This is a genomic window from Hansschlegelia zhihuaiae (assembly GCF_004103825.1).
Classification (GTDB): Bacteria; Pseudomonadota; Alphaproteobacteria; order Rhizobiales; family Methylopilaceae; genus Methylopila; species Methylopila zhihuaiae.
This window is the reverse complement of record NZ_RYFI01000016.1, coordinates 60,995-79,843: the sequence shown is the minus strand read 5'-3', so window position 1 is coordinate 79,843 and position 18,849 is coordinate 60,995. Positions and strand designations below refer to the sequence as shown.

Genomic DNA, 18,849 nt, shown 5'->3' with positions numbered 1-18,849 from the left:
GGCGCCGCGGAGCCGGTGCAGGTCGCATCGAGGGCGGAGTTCCTGATGGCGGACGAGCGGGTTCGCCTGCTCGAAGCCAGTCGCCGCCAACTCCTGATCCGCAGCGCCCGTCTGGAAGCGCAGCGCGATGACCAGGACGGCTTCAAGATTCCTGAGGAGCTGGACCCCCGGTCCAAAGAGATCGCGGACATCGTCAGCCAGGAGACGGAGCTGCTTCGGACCCAGAGACAGTCGTTCGCCGAACGTCTGGAGTTTCTGCGGGCCCAAAAGCCGCGGCTCGAAGCCGAGATCGCCGGCGTGACCGCTCAGGCCGACGCCGAGCGGACCCAGCTGCAACTGATCCGGTCGCATCTGGTCGACTATTCGAAGCTGCTCGCGAGCGGTCTGGCGCGTCGATACACGGGCATCGAGCTCCAGCGCGAGGAGGCTCGCAACGAGGGCAACATCGCCCGCTTCGCGGCCGAAGTGGCGCGGCTCGAGATCGGCATCGGCGAGGTGGCGATTCGGATCAATGAGACGAAGGACGGCTATTTCCGTCAGGTCCTGGGCGATCTCGCCGATGTGCGGCTGAGGCTGCGCGACCTTGACTGGCAGATCCCGGTGGCGCGCGAGCTTCGCGAGGCGCGGGCCCAGACGAGCGGCGGATCGCTCGTCGCCGCCGACCAGGCGGATCCCGCTCGGCGCATCGTCGTCGTTCGCACGTCAGGGGGCGTCCGGGAGACCGTCGAGGCCGGTCCCGACACGCTGCTTCAGCCCGGCGACATCGTGGATGTCTCGCGCCGTCCGCTGGATTACGCGCTGCCTGCGTCGGGGCAGGCCAAGCGCCTCGCGCTCACTCCTATACAGACATCGCCACAGTAGTCCGGCCGCGGTGGGTACGATGATTAATCCATAATCGCCACTTCGTAATCCGGCTGCGTATCATTTTGACAACAACACTTAGAATAAATTCAAAAATATCTGGATGAGCTTCGAAGATTCCAACCGGAGGACAACATGGTTGCGGCGATCAGGCCCTTGATCCTGAGCGGGGGCGCGGGCACCAGGCTCTGGCCGACCTCTCGCGACACGATGCCGAAGCAGTTCGTCCCCCTCATCGGCGAGCGATCGAGCTTCCAGGAGACGGTCCTGCGGGTGCGGGGCGAGGATTTCTCGGATCGCCCGATCGTGGTCACGAACGCCGCGCACCGAATGCTCGTCGAGCGGCAGTTGGCCGAGATCGAAGCCGTGGCGGATCTGCTCCTTGAGCCGGTCCGCAGGAACACGGGTCCTGCGGTTCTCGCGGGCTGTTGCCTCATCGCGGAACAGGACGCCCGGGGGCCGGTCCTCGTGCTCGCCGCCGATCACGCGATGCCCGACGTCGCCGGCTTCCATGCCGCGGTCAAGGTCGGGCTGACGGCGGCGCGGCGCGGCCGTCTTGTCACCTTCGGGATCGAGCCGGACTGCCCGGCGACCGGCTACGGCTATATCGAGCCCGGCCGCGAACTGCCGGGGGGAGGCCGGACGATCGACCGCTTCGTGGAGAAGCCCGACGCCGCCAACGCGGCTCGCCTGATCTCGGCCGGGGCGCTTTGGAACTCGGGCAACTTCCTGTTCCAGGCGAAGGCCGTCATCGATGAGTACGACCGCCTCGACCGCGAGACGCTCGCGGCCGTCCGGGAGGCTCTGTCGCGGGCGGACAGACAGTCCGGCGCGGTGGCGCTCGACGCCGCGTGCTTCGGCCGGGCTGCGAAGACATCGTTCGATTACGCCGTGATGGAGCGCACCGCCCGCGCCGCGGTGGTCTCGCTGTCCTGCGGCTGGAACGACATCGGCAGCTGGGACGCCTTGTGGTCGCTCTCCTCGAAGGACGACGACGGCAACGTCCCCCACGGCGCCGTCGAGTTCGTCGACGCGCATGACTGCTACGTCTCCTCGAACGGGCCGGTGACCTCGCTGCTCGGCGTCAGCAACCTCGTGGTCGTCGCCAACAAGGACGCGATCCTGGTGGCCGATCGCGGCCGCAGCGGCGATGTGAGGTTCGTGGTCGACGCGCTGAAGGCCCGCGGGCGGCCGGAGGCCGTGAGCCATGCCCGCGTGCAACGGCCATGGGGCTGGTACGAGTCGCTTGAGGCGGGCGAAGGCTTTCAGGTCAAGCGCATCTTCGTCGAACCGGGCGGCCGTCTGTCGCTTCAGACACACCGTTTCCGGGCCGAACACTGGGTGGTGGTCCGGGGCGCGGCCCACGTCACCGTGGGCTCGGAGGTCAGGGTCCTGAGACCCGGCGAGCACGCCCACATCCCGCTCGGCGAGGTCCATCGGCTGGAGAACTTCGGCAACAGCCCGATCGAACTGATCGAGGTCCAGAACGGAACCTACCTCGGCGAGGACGACATCGTCCGGCTGGAGGACGTGTACCGCCGCGAAGCGCATCCGGCGGCCGCCGCCGAATGAGCGGCCTCGCCGCAACCAGCCCGGACCGTTCCTCCGGCCCAGACATCCACCCGGCGCGGACGGCGCGCCAGGCGGGCAGACGAGGCGACGCGCGCGCGATGGACTGGATTCCTCAGGATGTCATCCGGGTCGCGCCGTCCGGGCTGCGCGTCGACCGGGAGGCGCAAGCCTGGAGCACGCTCTTGGCGCTCCGCCGCCGCGCCTGGCTGATCATCCTCCTCGCCGTTCTCGGCGCGGCCGCCGCGGGGGTCGCGCTGGCGGTCCTTGACCGGACCTATATGGCCGAGGCCCTCATCCAGGTCGATTTCGGCCGCGAGCAGCCAGCCTCCGTCGCCCAGTCCGCCGCGGGCGTGCAGATCGACCCCAGCGCGCTCGTCGAGGATGAAGCCCGGCTGATCCGGTCGCGGGCCGTCGCACGTGGCGTGATCGAACGCCTCGCGCTCGACAAGGACGCGGCCTTCGCGCCGCGCGAAACATTTCTGTCGCGCCTGACAGCTCCCTTCGCCACGGAGCAGGAGTCCAGCAACCGCGCCCGCGCCGACGCCATCGCGGTCGCGCTCCTCAAGGGCCTGACGGTCAAGAACGACACCCGCTCCTATCTGATCGCCGTCTCGTACTCCTCGACCGATCCGGACCGATCGGCCCGGCTCGCCAACGCCTTTGCGGAGGAATATCTCCGCGCTCGCATCGATGCCAGCATCGAGGCGGCCGAGCGCACCCGGGACTGGCTCGCAATGCAGGTCCGCGACGCGCGAGACGCGGCGGCCCGCGCGGAGGACGCGATCTCCGCCTTCCACACTCAGAACGGGCTGCTGGAGGCAAGTCCCCAAGGCGGCGGCGTCGACCAGGGCCAGCTTCGTGACGCCATGGTTCAGCGCGGCGACGCCACGCTTGCCCGCATAGCGGAGGAAAGCCGTCTCAAGCGCGCCCATGAGGCGATCGCGGCCGGCTTCGCGCCCTCCGTTCCGGACCAGGCCGAAGCCGGAATGATGCAACGCCTCGTCGAGGCGCAGGCCGCCGCGAAGGCCGCCGTGAATGACGCTCGCATCGCCTACGGGGCCCGTCATCCCAATGTCGAGCGCGCCACGGCGGCGCTGGCCGAGGCGCAGATGCGGCTCGACGTCGAGACGAAGCGGATCCTGGCGGGGATCGAGACCGGCGTCGCCGCGGCGCGCGCGACCGAAGCGACGCTGACGCAACAGGTCGACCGGCTCCAAGGTTCCTTGATCCGAACGACGCTTCTCGAGGCCAAGCTCAGGAGCCTGCAGGCCGACGCTTCCGCGCTGCGGGAGCGGGCGCAGACCCTGACCGAGAGCTTCGAACGGGCGCGTGCGCTCTCCGAACTCAGGACCACCACCGCCAAGGTCGTGCTTCCGGCACAGGCCACGACGGTTCCGTCGGGGCCGAACCCGCCGATGATCATCGCGGGCGGCATCTTGGGAGCGATCGGTTGCGGCGTCGTCTCCGCGCTATTGCTTGAGCGTCGCGACACCGGCTTCCGCAGCGCGTCCGAGCTCGCGGACGGCGGCGTGCGGTGTCTCGGATCGCTGCCGGAGATCGCGCCGCGCGCGCCCCCGGTCGAAAAGGCGCTGTTCTCGGAAAGCGTCCGGCAGATCGCCGCCACGGCCGGCCTGCTTGGCCCGCCCGCGTCGCCGCAGGTCGTCATGGTGACGTCTGTCGAGCCCCGCGAGGGCAAGTCCGTGCTGATGGTCGCGCTGGCGCGTTGTCTCGCGGACGCCGGGCAGCGGGTGCTCGCCATCGATGCGAGCCCCGCGGCGGCGGGTGAAACCCTTGCCGACGAAAAGGCGACGCTCGAACGCCTGCTTGAAGGCGAACGCTCCTTGCCCGAGGCGCCCGAACCGGCCAGCCGCGTCCGCGTCGTGCGCCGGGCGTCGGGGCTCGGAGGGGGCCAGGAACTGTTCGGCGGCGCGTTCGACGGCCTGATCCAGAAGGCGCGGCGGCACTACGACGCCATCCTGGTCGAGGCTCCGCCGATTTCCCTCGTGGCGGACGCCCTGATCCTTGGCCGCAGCGCCGACGCGGTCGTCCTGGCGGTCCGCTGGCGGAAGACGCGCCGCGCCGCGGTCGCGGAGTGCCTCGAGCGCCTCACACAGTCCTCCGTCGACGTCGTGGGCGTCGTCCTATCGCGCGTCAACGACCACGAAGGCCGTCGCGGCCACGACGCCAAGGGACGTTCAATTTATTTCCGACGTCACGCCGATCCCGTCAGCCTGTCCTGAGGAGGGCCCAAATGCGCGTCCTGATCACCGGAGGAAACGGCTATGTCGGACGGGAGGTCGTGCGTCTCCTCGCGGATGAGCATGACGTCTGCGTCGTCGACAACCTTCGCGCCGGGCCCTTGCGGATCGCGCCGGCGATCCTTGCGCGCATCCGCTTCGAGCAAGAGGATATCGAGGACGGCGAAGCGATGGCGAGACTCGCCCGCGACGTGCGGCCGGAAGCCGTGATCCATCTCGCCGCTATCCATTACATACCGGAATGCGAGGCTGATCCGTCCGCCGCGGTGCGGACCAACGTGGTGGGCACCGTCAACCTGCTGCGGGTCTGCCCGAGCGGCTGCCGCTTCGTGTTCGCGAGCTCGGGCGCGGTCTATGCGCCAGCCTCCGAACCCCATGACGAGGCGCGGGCCCGGATCGGGCCGAACGACGTCTACGGGCTCACAAAGCTCCAGGGCGAAGCCTATGTCGGTCATCTGGCGGGTTCGAGCGGCCTCAGCGCCGTCAATGTCCGCCTGTTCAACGTCATCGGCCCCGGGGAGACCAACCCCCATCTGGTGCCCGAGATCGTGGCGCAGCTGCGCTCCGGCCGGAAAACCATCAAGCTCGGCAATCTCTGGCCGAAGCGGGACTATGTCCACGTCCGCGACGCCGCCCGCGGCTTTGTGGCGACGGCGCTGAACAGCAAGGTGGAGGCCGCGGAGACGATTACGGTCAACCTCGGCACCTCGCGCTCCTATTCGGTCGCGGAGGTCCTGCGAAAGCTGCGGCGGATCGCCGGCGTCAAATTCACCATCGAACAGGACGAAGGCCGGATCCGGACCGTCGACCGGCCCCATCTCGCGGCCGACATTCGCCGCATCCAACAGCTCTTCGGCTGGGAGCCGCGGCTGTCCATCGATGAGGCGCTGGCCGATCTCTGGATAAACCCCGACCTGTCCGAACGCCTGATCGCCCGCTACGCCTAGAGCTGAAGGCCGTTCGCGATGTCGTAGAGCCCCATGAGGCGCTGGATCGCCATGCAGGCGATCGGAAGCGGGTCCCGCAAATGATGGCTCAATGCGTTCCAGTCGGATGCGGTGAGGGTCCAAGGCGTCGACAGCTTGCCGAGCAGAGCCCAGGGCCTCGTGACGCTTTCGGCAGTGAGATCGTTCGGATGATCGCCGGCGGACACAGACTCGTCGCTGCCGATCGCCACGAAGTTCAGTCCCGCGATCATCACAAGATTCATATTATACCAGAAGCGCGGGTTGCACTCGATGAAGGCGATGGATCCGTCGTCCGCCTGGCGAACGTCGAAACCCAGGACGCCGTCGTAGCCGAGCCAACCGATGATCCGCCGGGCATGCTGATCGATGGACGCGTTCTTCATGAACTCGAGCTCTCGGCTCGTCTTGCAATAGATCGCGCTTGAAGCGACTTCGCCCTGGCGGCAGCAATAGAATGCTGAAAGGTCGCGGCCGGGAAAAAATGCCTGCAGGAGAATCGGCTGGTAGTCGATCTCGAGCTTGTCGATTTCGTCCGTCGCCTCGATCTTGAGGACGCCAGCGCTGCCCCACATCGCGAGCGGTTTGACGACCGCCGGCATAGGCGCTTCCCCGCTTGCCGCAGCGGCCAGCAGGTCATCGCGGGTCGCGAAGCATTGGGTCGAGGGATGCGGGACGTTCAGCTCCCCGCATAACGCCACGAACCGCCATTTGTCGTCCAACTGGTCAAACACCTCGGGAGAGGGGACCGGGAAGCAACTTGCGTTGATCAGATGACGATGTCGGGCGAGGAAGCGTGTGCTCGCCAAGCAGGACGGCAGCACGAATGTGATGCCGAACTCGTCGCAGACCTGATTGATCCGGCGGTCGTCTCCGTCCGAGAAGCGTGTCCCGACAAGTGGGATGAACCGTCGGCAGAACGACGAGAGCCGCAGGGGAACCGCGTTGCGCGTTCCCAACACGAAGACATCGTTGAAGGTTTCTGCCGCGCATCGAAGCACGCGATATTGCAGCCGAAAGCCTTCTGCGAGCACGAGAGCTCGCCTCCGCGTCGATGCGGAGACATCCGATGGCAAAAGTGCGACGTGTTGCTCGACTTGCGGGCTCACCTACATGGAGCCTTCTGTTCGCGGCCCGTTCGCCTCAATGGCGACCGTCTGACTTCACTGCGATGGCGCTTGTCGTGGCGCCATCGGACGTGGGGCTTCGGTGAACCAGCGACTGAGCCGCGCCTCTACGAGAAAATGAACGAGAACTCCGACGAAGATGCAGGTCAGCACGCCGATGCCGCGGAGCGTCGCGCTCGGCAGCGCCAGGAAAGGCGATTGAGCGATCAGCTTTCCTAAGACAGAGAGCACGAACCAGTGCGACAGGTAGATGCTGAACGAGGCGTCGCCCACGATGCGGCCGGGCCGCGCCAAGGTCGGATGCGTCTCGAACAGCGGCTCGAGCCGCATGACTCCGACCAGAACCGTTCCCGACAGAGCCATCCTCAAGATGGACCCGGCTTCTCGCTCATGGAGCCATGGCGCCAAGGCGAGGAAAGACAGGACGGCCGCGGCGGCGAACACCAAAGGTCTCGCCGACGAGGTCTCCTTGTGCCTCAGCAGCCATCCGAACGCGAAAGCCAGCATGAACGGGTTGATCAGATCGAAGATGAACCAGCCTCCGATCGGATCTGATCCGATCGCCACTCCGGCGAGACCGAGGCCGACCAGCGTCCAGCCGAACCACCCCTTGAACTTTTCGAGGCCGCCGCAAGCGATCAGGCCCGCGACCATGACGTAGAAAATGAACTCCATCTCGAGCGTCCACCCGAGCGGCAGCAGAGGCATCAGACCCTGGGGCAGGGCGAGAAACGACATCAAGACGAAGAGAGCGCCCTGTTCAGCTCGCGCGCTGAGCGGCCAGGCCGGATGGATCACGAAGGCGATCAGCATCATTCCTGTGAACAGCCAATAGAGCGGGTAGACTCGATACGCCCGCGAAATGAGGAACCGACGAGCTTCCTTGACCTTTTCGACCTGCATGCAGATCGAATAGCCCGAAAGCATGAAGAACAGTTCGACCCCGAAGCCGCCAAGGAGACTATAAATCCAGTTGTCCGTCATCTTGGCGTCGGACATGTGCTTGACGATGAGATCCGAATGCCAAAGCACGACGCTGGCCGCGGCCATCGCGCGAAGCCACTGGATATCGGCGCGTCGTGATTTGGACATGCGCTTCCTCCGAGTGACCTAAGAGCGTCTCATTCCGACGAGCGAGGCTCGTGCCGGAGGCGGCGACGCGACGCATATCCTCGGCGGTGTTTCACTCCGCGGCCGTCCGCCAGCCTGTCTCGATCGGCCAGGGGGCTGTCGCAGATCGGCCGGCGAAGCAGGCCGCGGGCGCAGAGCCGACATAGCCCGCCCCGATCCTTGCGATCTTCATGAAGCCTCCTCCCGCCCTGTCGCGACCTCCCAGGAGGCGCGCGAGACCCGCTGCCCGGCGAGCGTCAGGGCGGCGCCAGCCTCGGATCCGAAGCGAAGTATGTCGGCGCGATCGCGAGCCATCCAGAAAGCGGACGGGGTAGCGCAGCCGTCTCCAAGGGGACGTTAGGCGATCCACGCTCGAGGCTCTCGGGTCGCCCACGACCCGAGAGAGGTACTTCGCGATCACGTCCCCCACGTCTTCTGAGCCGTTGCCGCTCGGTCCGCTGATCTGACTTAGTCGTTCCGTCGGACGGACTTGATCACCCGCCGTTTCGCTGTCCGGCCTTCGGGAGCAACCAGTCGATGCGTAACATGAACGCCGCAGTGGCGAGCCGCGCGCCGGCGAACGACGACGCGCGGCGCATGCGTATCCTCTCCGCCATCATCGTGCCGCCGCATCTCTCGGCCAGCGGCGCCGCCCGCGCCGGCGAGGAGCTGAGCGCAGCCCTGACGGCTCATTGCGACGTGACGGTCGCGAACATGATGAAATCCGTCCCGCCGCTGTCTCCCTGGGGCAGGCCGGCGCGCCGGGCGCCGGTCGCCACGAGCCTGCCGCCGCTGGCGCCCTGGTCGCGCCTTCCGCAGCGCTTCAGCACGTTGTTCTACCGCTCGAACATCCCGGACCTGATCGCTATGGGAGGGTACGACCTCGTCCATCTCCACAATCCGATGCCGGCCTTGGAGCTTGAGCGGGCGGCCCGCGCATGCCGGGCGCGGCGCATCCCTTACGTGATCTCCACCCACGGCTTCAACGAAGTGGCGAACGGCGAACGGATCCACGACTTTGGGCCGGTTCGAAGGCTCGTCTGGCGACGATACGCGGTGGAGCCGGTACGCCGCGCCGTCGCCGGCGCGGCGGCCGTGTTGACGCTGTCGCCTGCAGACGAGCCCATCGTGCGCGCCATGGGGTTTCGGGGACGAACGATCGTCGTCAGCAACGGCGTCGCCCGGCCGCCTGCGTCGGACCCGCACGACGACGCCCGCATCTGCGCCTCGCTTGGCGTCCCGCCGGTTCGGGAGCCCGGCCAGATCACGTGCATGTTTCTCGCCAATCACACGCCCAATAAGGGGCTCCCAGTTCTGTTCCAGGCGTTCGCCAAGCTGAAGCGGCCATGTCTGCTCATCGTGGGAGGGGAGACCAGGACCTGCGTCGACTACGAAGCCGTGAAGCGGGCCTGCGGACCCGGGCGTCAGGTCGTCGTCACTGGCCGGCTGCACGATGATGCGCTCGGCGCGCTGTTTCGGCGGTCCGATCTCTTCGTCTTCCCGACTCTCGCCGACACCTTTCCGCTCGTCGTGCTGGAGGCCATGGCGCACGGACTGCCGGTCGTGGCGTCCGACGTGGGCGGGATCCCGCACGAGATCGACGCGGGCAGCGGAGTTCTGGTCCCGCCCGGCCAAGCATTGGCGCTTGCGAGGATCATTGACCGACTGGCGGCGCAGCCCGACCGGTTGCGCGCCATGGGCGATTGCGCCCGCAGGCGCGTTCAGTCCGAATTCAGTTGGGAGAAGGCGGCAGAGCGGGCTTTCGCAGGGTATGAGACGACCTTAGCCGAGCGCTCGCCTCATGATGACGCGCATGCGCTTCGTAATCGGCCTGTCGCGGTTGCGCAGTGAGCCTCGCGGATCGGATCGCAGCCCGCGGCGGCGCCGCGATCATCGGCGGCGCCGTGGCCGCGGCGCCTCAGGTGAAGACCGCCTTCTGGACGCTCTTCAATCAGGCGACCGTCAGCATCGGCGCGTTTCTCGTAAACGTCATGCTGGCGCGCCACCTGCCGCCTGGCGAATATGGCGCCTACGCGCTGCTGCTGGCGGCCGTTCTGAGCTTGCAGATGGTGCTCGCCTCACTGGTGTTTCACCCTCTCTCGATCCTGCGAAGCGTCGCCGATCCTGACGAGAGCGCGAACATAACCCGATCGAGCATCGTGCTCGCGGGCGTCGTTTGCGCGCCGCTTGCGACGGCCCTTGCGGTCGGCTTGCTGTTCACCGGACGGGCCGATCTTCTCGCCCCGGCGCTCGCATTCTTTCTGGCCTGGCAGTTTCAGGAGACGACGCGCCGCAATCTTTTGTCCGAATTGCGGTTCCGCGCCGCCGCGCTCGGGGACACCGTCTCCTATCCCGGCCAGGCGGTCTTGGCGATGTGCCTCGCCATGACCGGAGAACTCACCCTCGCACATCTTCTCGCCGGCGCCTCGATGCTGTTTCTGACGGGGGCGGGGCTGCATCTTGCGCAACTCGGCGTTCCTCATCGGGGCCCACTGCATTTCAGGCGCATCGCCAAGGCGTTCTGGGCGACGGGACGATGGTCCCTGCTTAGCAACGTCGTCTCGTCCGTCCGCCTGCTGGTCTCCCCCTGGGCGCTCGCTTGGCTCTACGGCCCGGCGGCCAACGCCTTGTTTCAGGCGTCGATGAACATCGTCGCGGTCGCCAACCCCATCGTCACCGGCCTGTGCAACATCATTCCGCAAACGGCCGCCCGCGAGAGTCAGCATGGGGTCGCGCGAGCCTGGCGAGCGTCGCGGATCTATGGGTTTCTCGGGGCGCCGCTTATCGCGACGGTCTATGGCCTGGCTTTCGCGCTGCCGCAGCAGACGCTTCGGCTGATTTACGGCGATGGTTCGCCCTATGTGACGCTGGCCGACGCGGTGCGCATCCTGGTGGTGGGCTCGGCGCTCGCCTATTCGACAGAACTGATCTGCTCGTTCTTCCACGGCGTCGACAGGCCGCGCGCGGCTTTCTTGACGAATGCGGCGGGAGCGACTTCGTCTGCAATCCTCGCCTTCCCGTTGATCTGGGTTGGGGGCGTCGACGGCGCCTGCGCGGTGGTCGCCATCTCGAACGCGGTTCGGCTCGGCGCGTCCTGCTTCCTTCTCTCACGGATGATCGCGCGTGATGTCCGGTAGCGCCTTCCGTCCGCAGGGTCTCCGTCTCGAAGGTGGCGTCACAGCCGTCACGGCGGCCGCCGGCCTAACCCCTAATCGCAGTTGTCCCGGCGATAGGGTTCCGCACCAATCGGACGTCTCGGCCGAGGAGGACATTCCAGTGATCGTGACCGTCGTTACGCCCACCCTGAACGGCGCCGCGTATATCGCGGAATGCATCGACTCCGTGAAGCGCAATCACGGACCGGGCTATGAGGTCGACCACGTCATCGTCGACGGGGGCAGCACCGACGGAACGGTCGAACTCGCCCGCAAGCGGGGAGCGCGTGTCCGCGAGGGCCGCGACGACGGCATTTTTGACGCGATCAACAAGGGCTCGTTCGAATCGAAAGGCGACCTGCTCGGGTTCCTCGGCGCCGACGACGTGATGCTGGACGGCGCCCTGGCCGCGGTGACGGCCGCTCATCGTCGGCGCGGGCGGCGCTGGATCGTCGGCGGGATCCGCTGGATCGACGACAAAGGCGCCCGCCTTGGCGAACTCGCCGCGCCGCCTTCGTGGATGACGACCCGCATGCATGTCTGCCTCGGCTGGAACCCGATCATGCACATGTCGACATACATCACGCGCGATTTCTTCACGGAGCTCGGCGGCTTCGACAAACGATTCAGGGATTCCGGCGACTACGACCTGTTCGCGCGGGCGCTCGCTCGAGCTCCTTATGAGCGGGTGGCCCGGCCGCTCACCTGCTTCCGCCGGACGGGCGAGAACAACAGCGCGGTCCATACCGCCAGAACCTCCGCCGAGAACCGGTCGGTGAGGAGCGCCCTCGGTCCCCGCTCCGAGATCGAGCGGATGATGTGGCGCGCCGTGCTCAAGGCCTGGATGAACGGCCGCAATCCCGGCTGGATGGCGGCCAAGTTCGCCGGCGCGGCCCAGTATCGGCTTGGTCTTCAGAAGAAAGCGTATTTCTGAGCCCGGCCTGTTGGAAGGGGCGCTCGCCGTGGGCGCGAACTGGGCTCTGACGGAGGCGTCGGCCGGCCGGCGTCTCAAGCGAGATCGGCCAGATCTTCACGACCGTTATGTCGGGCTTCTGTTCTTCACGCTCGTCGGCTACGCGACGCTTGGCAAGGGCTTCGCGTATCTGGGCGTGCCGCCGCTTTTCATCGGTGAGATCGTCCTGATCCTTGGATTGGCGTCCTTGCTGGTCTCGGGATGTTGGATCGCGATCGCGACAAGCCTGCCGAACTTGCTGCTTCTCACCCTTATGGTCTGGGTGATGGCGCGGACTCTGCCATACGTCCGAGAATACGGGATCGACGCCCCGCGCGACAGCATGATCGTCATGTACGGGCTTTTCGCGCTGATCGTGACGGGGCTTCTGGTCGAAAAGCCCACCTCGCTGATCCGGACGCTGACTTCCTATTCCCGCTTCGCCTGGTTCTTCGGCTGGGCCGGCGGCCCCATCTACCACCTTACCAATCCCGGCTTCCTGACGGTCGTCGTGCCGTTCCAGCTTCCCCAAGTGAGGGCGGGCGAGGCGGGAGTTCATCTTGCGGGCGCCGCCGTATTCATGCTGCTCGGCCTCGGCCGGGCGAGCCGAACCTGGTGGCTGCTCCTGCTGGCGAGCGTGGTGATGGTGGTGCCGAGCCGCGCCGCGATGCTGAGCTGCCTCGTGCCCCTGGCGCTCGCCGTGATCCTGGGCGGCAAGATCCGGCGGGTCCTTCCGGGTCTCGCCGCCGGGGGCGCGCTGCTCGCGGTCGCCTATGCGGCCAATCTCGAAGTCGAGCTGCCGCTCGGCCGAAGCGTCGGTCCGGCCCAGATGGTCGACAATGTCGCGAGCTTGTTCGGCCGCAGCGACGCCTCGAACCTCGATGGCACCAAGACATGGCGGCTCAGATGGTGGGAGGCGATCCGCAACTATACGCTGCACGGAGATTACTTCTGGACCGGCAAGGGATTCGGCGTGAACCTTGCGGAGTCGGACGGCTTCCTGCTCGAAAAGGGCGCATCCTCCCTCAGGAGCCCGCACAACGGACACATGTCGATACTCGCGCGCGCCGGAGTTCCGGGCCTCATTCTCTGGATCGCGACCGGCGTCGCCTGGTACGTCGTGCTGGGCGCCGCCATCGTCCGGGCCCGTCGCCAGGGGCTGGAGCGATGGGCCTGCGTCTTCATCTGGCTGATCTGCTATGCGTCCGGCGCCCTCATCAACGCGTCCTTCGACGTCGCGCTGGAAGGACCCATGCTCGGCATCTGGTTTTGGTCGATCTTCGGCTTAGGGATCGGCGCGGTGATGGTTTTCGACGCGCAGCTCGCCTTGCCAAGCCGACGACATCGTTCACGACAAACAGCACGAGAGCAGCCCAAACGTCACCATGATACATCTGATTTAATCAATTTAGTTTGAGTTCTGAAATTATATTGATGCTTCAGAAAACAAAAATGATGTCAATCAAATCACATTTTATTATATGCATGGTAGCATGATGGGTATACGGTATTTAGTTCTTGCTATTGAAGATTTATCCTAAGTTAGCGCGTGCTGCAGAGTATTGGATAAAGTGTCTTCCTGAGGTGGAGGGAAGGCCGTGTCTTGAACAAGATCCTCGAACGATCAGGCGTCGCCGAGGACGCCGTCACGCGCATTGATGTCGGCCAGGCCCGCATCGATCGTCCGCCGGGATCGATCGCCGTCTCTCCCGGCGACGACATCCAGGCCCTGGTCGATGCGGCGAAGCCGGGGGCCGTGTTCTGGCTGGAGGCGGGAACGCATCGTCTCCAGTCGATTCAGCCGAAAGACGGTCAACAGTTCTTGGGCGAAAAGGGCGCGATCCTGAACGGTTCACGTCTGCTCACGGACTTCTCGCGTGACGGAGATGGCTGGTCGATCGGCGGCCAGACCCAGCAGGGCGAACGTCGAGCGCTCGATGAGGTGGTCGACGGCTTTGATCGCGGCGGGTTTCCCGACACCGTCTTTATGGACAACAAGCCGCTCAAGCCGGTCGCCTCGATCGACGATCTCGCGCCCGGCACGTTCTATTTCGACTACGCCAAGAACCGCATCCACCTCGCCGACGATCCAACCGGCCACAAGGTCGAGGCGGGCGTCGCGACCTACGCGTTCTTCGGCAACGCCAAGGACGTCAGGGTCGAAAACCTCATCGTCGAGAAATACGCCAATCCTGTGCAGCAGGGCGCGATCGGCGGCGGCGGCGCGCCGGAAGGCTGGGTGATCCGGGACAACGAGGTGCGGCTCAATTTCGGGGTCGGCGTCACGGCGGGAACCGACTCCCGGATCGTCGGCAACGATGTCCACAACAATGGCCAGATGGGCATTGGCGGCAATGGCGACGACATCCTCGTCGCCCGCAACGAGATCGCCAAGAACGGGTACTTCGCCGGCATCGATCCTTCCTGGGAAGGCGGGGGCTCCAAATTCGCGCAAACGGACGGTCTTGTCGTCCGGAACAACTACTCGCACCACAACAACGGCTTCGGACTGTGGACTGACATCGACAACATCAACACGCTCTATGAGGGAAATCGCATTGAATTCAACCTCGGCGGAGGCATCAACCACGAGATCAGCTATGACGCCACGATCCGCGGAAACACCTTTGTTGGAAACGGATCCGGGCAGGGCTGGCTATGGGGCAGCGCGATCCTTCTGCAGAACTCGAGCAACGTCGAGATCTACGACAACGCCATCGACCTCACCGGGTCAGGCAATGGCATTGGTCTCATTCAGCAGGATCGCGGCGACGGTCTCTTCGGGCCCTACGTGACGACCGGAAACCACGTGCATGGCAACGCGATCTTCTTGGCCCGGGATTCCGGTTCGTTCGGCGCCGTCGCCGATCACGACCTGAGGGGGCTTCTCGCCGGCCGCAACATTTTTGACGAAAACCATTATTACGTGCCCGACGTGGTCGGGGACCGCTGGGCCTGGGGTGGCTTCTACAATTGGAAGGACTACCGGGACGTGTCCGGCCAAGACGCGGACAGCACGCTGACGCTCCTGCTTATGGGCGGCGGCGGCGCGGATGTGATCCGTGGCGGTGGCAGGAACGACGTGCTCGTGGGGCGTGGCGGAGACGACCTCATTATATGCGGGGCCGGCCGCGACTGGATCGTCGGCGGCCGGGGGGACGATGATCTGGTCGCCGGGCGGGGAAAGGACACCTTCAATTTCGGCGCTCAGTTCGGCGATGACAGGGTCGAAAACTTCGTGCCTGCGGACGGGCCCGGCGAGGACAGACTCCGCTTCTCGTCCAACCTCTTCGCCACCGACGAGGACGTTCTGGACGCCGCCCGCAAGGTCGGTTCCGACGTCGTGATCGAGGCCGGCCGCAATTCCGTCCGTCTGCTCGATTTCAAGCTGTCCGACCTTGACGCGAACGACATCCTGATCTTCTAGGCCCGTGCGACCAGGGCGACATCGGCGGGCCGGCGCCGCATCCTCGCGCGGCTCGATCGCGCGCTCCGTCTAATCCCGAAGAGACGGCGGCCCGGCGGCCAGACCGCGCTACGGTCGGCGGATGCATCTTGGCGCCGCCGCCCTTTTTTCAGCCGCCGTCGCGCTCTCTTCGCCGAGCGGAGCGCGCGCCGCGACCTGGGTCGTCGACGGCTCGAGCGTCCGCGCCGACGACGCGGGACCAGGGGACGCGGAGCGGCCCCTGCGAACCATCGGACGGGCCGCCACGCGAGTTGCGCCAGGCGACACGGTGCTCGTCCGTCCGGGGCTCTACCGGGAGGCTGTGCTGTTGCCGCGAAGCGGCGCCGCGGACGCGCCGATCCGTTTTCGCGCGGAGCCGCCGGGCTCTGTCACCGTCACGGGCGCCGACCTGCTCTCCGGCTTCGAGCGCGCGCCCGGCGCCGAGCCCATCTATGTCGCTCCATTTCCTTATCGGTTCTCGATCGGCACGCAGAACGGAGCGCCGGTTGAGCATTACCCCGACGACGAGCCGCTATGGGGGCGGGCCGAACAGGTCGCGGCCGACGGCGTGCTGCTGCTTCCCACTGCCGACCTCGCCAGCCTGCGGCGAGGCTGGAGCGACCGCGACGCCGCGCTCCGGCCACCGGTCGCGCGCCTTGGCGGCCCGTTCTCCGGCCTATTCGCAGTCGACGCCAAGGCGCGCCGGCTTTACCTCTGGCTCGCCGACGGCGCTGATCCGGCCACACGCCGGATCGAAACTTCGACCCGCCCGGTCCTCGTCGGTCCGCATCCGATCCGGAGGGGTCGTGGCGTCACCGACGTCACGTTCAGCGGCTTCGTGTTCCGCTTCGCGGCCAATTTTCCGCAGCGTCCGGCGATCGATCTCACGGGCGAGCGAAATCTGCTCCAGGATTGCGCCGTCGAACGCATGAACGGCGTCGGCGTCTCGGTTCATGGCGTGGTCCGGCGCTGCGTCATCCGCGACAACGGACATGTCGGCGGCTCCGCGGAAGGCCGAAACTTCCTGAATGAAGACACGGTCTGGGAACGTAATTCCTGGAAGCCGCTCTCCCGGGACTGGGAGGCGGCGGGCGTCAAGGTGACACGCGATGGCCCCGGCGCGTTCCGGCGGTGCTCCTTCGTCCGCAATGGCGGCCCCGGCCTGTGGTTCGATCTGGACGCGCATGACATTCAGGTCACCCAGAGCCTGTTCTCGAAGAACGAGGGCAGCGGCGTGTTCATCGAAATCAGCCGGGACATCTCGGTGAGGGACAGCGTCCTCATCGGCAACGGAGCCGGAGCGGTCGGCTCGCCCTCGTCGGGCTGGGCGGTCGGCGGGATCGCCGTAGCGGAAAGCATCCGCGCCACAATCCGCAACAACCTGATCCGCGACAACCGCGACGGCGTCGCGCTGAGGGAGCAGGGACCCCGCCGCGTGGAGTTCGACGGCGTCGCGATCGACTATTACAATCGAGGTCACGTGGTCAGCAGGAACGTGGTCGCCGGCAACAAAGGCCGCCAGCTGGCCTTCTGGTGGGACAACGCCTTCTTCGGCCGCCATCCCAGCGAGACTGGGCCGCGCGTTGCGGCGGCCGACAGTAGCGGGCAGGCGAGCGGCGCGCTCGATCCCGCAAAACAGGGCCTCACGATCGACCGAAACATCTATTCCGCGCCGCGCGACAGTTCGCCTTTCCTCTATGGCGCCCCGTGGCGCCCGGGCTCGCGCAGCTTCGAGACCCTTGGGGGCTTCCAAAAAGCGACCGGGTTCGAGCGCTCCGGGTCTCTTACCCGGCGCTGACGGCGCGCGTCGTGGCTTTCAGATCGTCTGGTTGTAAGCTCCCACCTCGGGATTTTCGCGCAGCACTCCGTCGACGCCCTCGAACATCTCGTGGAGCCTCGCCTCCGACACCGGGCTTTCGACCACGACGACGAGTTCGGGCTTGTTCGACGAGGCGCGGACCAGCCCCCAGGTGCCGTCCTCGGTCACGACCCTAACGCCATTCACGGTGACGAGGTCGCGGATCGCCATGCCGCCCACGGTCTCGCCGGCGGCGCGGATCTCTGTGAAGCGCCGGATCACGCGGTCCACCACACCATATTTCACGTCGTCGTCGCACGCCGGGGACATGGTGGGCGAGCCCCAGGTGCGCGGCAGGTCCTGGTAGAGCTGCGAGAGGGAGCGGGCGGGATTGCGGTCGAGCATCTCGATGACCGCGATCGCGGTCAGCATGCCGTCGTCATAACCGCGCCCGATCGGCGCGTTGAAGAAGAAGTGGCCGGACTTCTCGAAGCCTGCGAGCGCCCCGAGGTCGCGAACCCGGCGCTTTATGTGCGAGTGCCCGGTCTTCCAGTAATCAGCCCGGACCTTCTGCCGGAGGAGTTCGGGGTCGGTCGCGAACAGCCCGGTGGACTTGACGTCGACCACGAAGGTAGCGCCGGGATGGAGCCTTGAGAGGTCGCGCGCGAGCATGACGCCGATCTTGTCGGCGAAGATCTCGTCGCCCTGGTCGTCGACGACGCCGCAGCGGTCGCCGTCGCCGTCGAAACCGAGCCCCACGTCCGCCCCCGTCTCCCGCACCTTGTCCGCGATGGCGTGCAGCATCGCCATGTCCTCGGGGTTCGGATTGTAGCGGGGAAAACTGTGGTCGAGCTCGCAGTCGAGCGGCACGACCTCGCAGCCGAGCGCTTCGAGAATCCCCGGCGCGAAAGCCCCGGCGGTGCCGTTGCCGCCGGCCGCGACCACCCTCAGCCGGCGTGAGACGCGCGGACGCCTGGCGAGATCGGCGAGATACCGGTCTGCGAGATCCGGAACGTGCGAGTACGCCCCGTCGGGGCGCGCCACGAAGGCTCCCTCCAGCACGATCGTCTTCAGCCGCGCCATCTCGTCGGGCCCGAAGGTCAGCGGTCGGTCGGCGCCCATCTTCACGCCGGTCCATCCGTTCTCGTTGTGCGAGGCCGTCACCATCGCGACGCAGGGACAGTCGAGCTCGAACTGCGCGAAGTAGGCCATTGGGGAAAGCGCGAGGCCGATGTCGCGGACGCGCATTCCACCCTGGATCAGCCCCGTGACCAGCGCGTGCTTGATGGACGCCGAATAGGCGCGGAAATCATGGCCGACGACGACGTCCGGACGCACCGCGAGTTCATGAACGAGCGTGCCAAGTCCGAGACCGAGCGCGTGCGCGCCCATCGAGTTGATCTCGTCCGGGAAGCGCCAGCGCGCGTCGTATTCTCGGAACCCTGTGGGCCGCACCAGCGGGAGCGTCTCGAACGCATAGCTGTTCGGTCGAAGCAAAGGCTGTGGCTTGGGGTACATGCGACCGGGCTCCAGGAGCGCGCGTGGGCTCCGCCTATCGGCCATAGCGCGCAGAACGCCGCCATCGCAACGAATCCTCGGGGTTACG

13 protein-coding genes are annotated in these 18,849 nt (G+C 66.4%); 10 read left to right on the top strand and 3 right to left on the bottom strand.

Annotated elements, in window-relative coordinates; genetic code table 11:
• Positions 1–45 precede the first annotated feature (45 nt).
• From EK403_RS16220 to EK403_RS16205, 4 genes are all read left to right on the top strand, one after another.
• Positions 46–861, top strand: coding sequence for a coiled-coil domain-containing protein (locus EK403_RS16220; protein WP_128778516.1), 816 nt, complete (start codon positions 46–48; stop codon positions 859–861).
• Between the two features lie 135 nt (positions 862–996).
• The gene (locus EK403_RS16215; protein ID WP_128778515.1) at positions 997–2,433 is read left to right on the top strand and encodes a mannose-1-phosphate guanylyltransferase/mannose-6-phosphate isomerase; all 1,437 of its coding nucleotides are present in this window, start codon (positions 997–999) and stop codon (positions 2,431–2,433) included.
• Between the two features lie 98 nt (positions 2,434–2,531).
• Entirely contained in the window at positions 2,532–4,673 is a 2,142-nt protein-coding gene (locus EK403_RS16210; protein WP_164919638.1) for a GumC family protein, read from the top strand.
• A gap of 11 nt (positions 4,674–4,684) precedes the next feature.
• Complete coding sequence (locus EK403_RS16205) at positions 4,685–5,638, top strand: NAD-dependent epimerase/dehydratase family protein (RefSeq protein ID WP_128778513.1); 954 nt, start codon at positions 4,685–4,687, stop codon at positions 5,636–5,638.
• Here the strand turns inward: EK403_RS16205 and EK403_RS16200 are convergent.
• Together EK403_RS16200 and EK403_RS16195 are read right to left on the bottom strand one after the other, a co-directional pair.
• Positions 5,635–6,690 carry an ATP-grasp domain-containing protein gene (locus EK403_RS16200; RefSeq protein ID WP_164919637.1) on the bottom strand — a complete coding sequence of 352 codons (1,056 nt, stop codon included), beginning with the start codon at positions 6,688–6,690 and terminating at the stop codon, positions 5,635–5,637. The genes EK403_RS16205 and EK403_RS16200 overlap by 4 nt on opposite strands.
• 129 nt (positions 6,691–6,819) lie before the next feature.
• Positions 6,820–7,875 carry an acyltransferase family protein gene (locus EK403_RS16195; RefSeq protein ID WP_128778511.1) on the bottom strand — a complete coding sequence of 352 codons (1,056 nt, stop codon included), beginning with the start codon at positions 7,873–7,875 and terminating at the stop codon, positions 6,820–6,822.
• Between the two features lie 555 nt (positions 7,876–8,430).
• Between EK403_RS16195 and EK403_RS16190 the strand changes: the two genes are divergently transcribed.
• The 6 genes from EK403_RS16190 (at position 8,431) to EK403_RS16165 (ending at position 17,243) form a co-directional block, all read left to right on the top strand.
• Positions 8,431–9,744 (top strand): glycosyltransferase family 4 protein, encoded by a 1,314-nt coding sequence (locus tag EK403_RS16190; RefSeq protein ID WP_245479740.1) that lies wholly within the window; start codon positions 8,431–8,433, stop codon positions 9,742–9,744.
• The gene (locus EK403_RS16185; protein WP_128778510.1) at positions 9,741–11,030 is read left to right on the top strand and encodes a lipopolysaccharide biosynthesis protein; all 1,290 of its coding nucleotides are present in this window, start codon (positions 9,741–9,743) and stop codon (positions 11,028–11,030) included. The genes EK403_RS16190 and EK403_RS16185 overlap by 4 nt, the downstream gene beginning before the upstream one ends.
• A gap of 139 nt (positions 11,031–11,169) precedes the next feature.
• Positions 11,170–11,982, top strand: a complete 813-nt coding sequence (locus tag EK403_RS16180; protein WP_128778509.1) for a glycosyltransferase family 2 protein — start codon at positions 11,170–11,172, stop codon at positions 11,980–11,982.
• 10 nt (positions 11,983–11,992) lie between these two features.
• A complete protein-coding gene (locus tag EK403_RS16175) occupies positions 11,993–13,417 on the top strand; it encodes an O-antigen ligase family protein (protein ID WP_128778508.1) in 1,425 nt (474 codons plus the stop codon).
• 186 nt (positions 13,418–13,603) lie between these two features.
• On the top strand, positions 13,604–15,427 hold the full coding sequence (locus EK403_RS16170; RefSeq protein WP_128778507.1) for a right-handed parallel beta-helix repeat-containing protein: 1,824 nt from the start codon (positions 13,604–13,606) through the stop codon (positions 15,425–15,427).
• 307 nt (positions 15,428–15,734) lie between these two features.
• The gene (locus tag EK403_RS16165) at positions 15,735–17,243 is read left to right on the top strand and encodes a right-handed parallel beta-helix repeat-containing protein (protein ID WP_164919636.1); all 1,509 of its coding nucleotides are present in this window, start codon (positions 15,735–15,737) and stop codon (positions 17,241–17,243) included.
• Between the two features lie 18 nt (positions 17,244–17,261).
• On the opposite strand, the gene EK403_RS16160 is transcribed toward EK403_RS16165, so the two are convergent.
• Positions 17,262–18,761, bottom strand: a complete 1,500-nt coding sequence (locus tag EK403_RS16160; protein ID WP_128778505.1) for a phosphomannomutase/phosphoglucomutase — start codon at positions 18,759–18,761, stop codon at positions 17,262–17,264.
• Positions 18,762–18,849: the final 88 nt, after the last annotated feature.

Excerpts from the sequence above, each read along its gene's own strand:
- EK403_RS16220 (WP_128778516.1), top strand. The coding sequence starts at position 46 with ATGGCGGACGAGCGGGTTCGCCTGCTCGAAGCCAGTCGCCGCCAACTC.
- EK403_RS16215 (WP_128778515.1), top strand. The coding sequence starts at position 997 with ATGGTTGCGGCGATCAGGCCCTTGATCCTGAGCGGGGGCGCGGGCACC.
- EK403_RS16210 (WP_164919638.1), top strand. The coding sequence starts at position 2,532 with ATGGACTGGATTCCTCAGGATGTCATCCGGGTCGCGCCGTCCGGGCTG.
- EK403_RS16205 (WP_128778513.1), top strand. The coding sequence starts at position 4,685 with ATGCGCGTCCTGATCACCGGAGGAAACGGCTATGTCGGACGGGAGGTC.
- EK403_RS16195 (WP_128778511.1), bottom strand. The coding sequence starts at position 7,875 with ATGTCCAAATCACGACGCGCCGATATCCAGTGGCTTCGCGCGATGGCC.
- EK403_RS16190 (WP_245479740.1), top strand. The coding sequence starts at position 8,431 with ATGCGTAACATGAACGCCGCAGTGGCGAGCCGCGCGCCGGCGAACGAC.
- EK403_RS16160 (WP_128778505.1), bottom strand. The coding sequence starts at position 18,761 with ATGTACCCCAAGCCACAGCCTTTGCTTCGACCGAACAGCTATGCGTTC.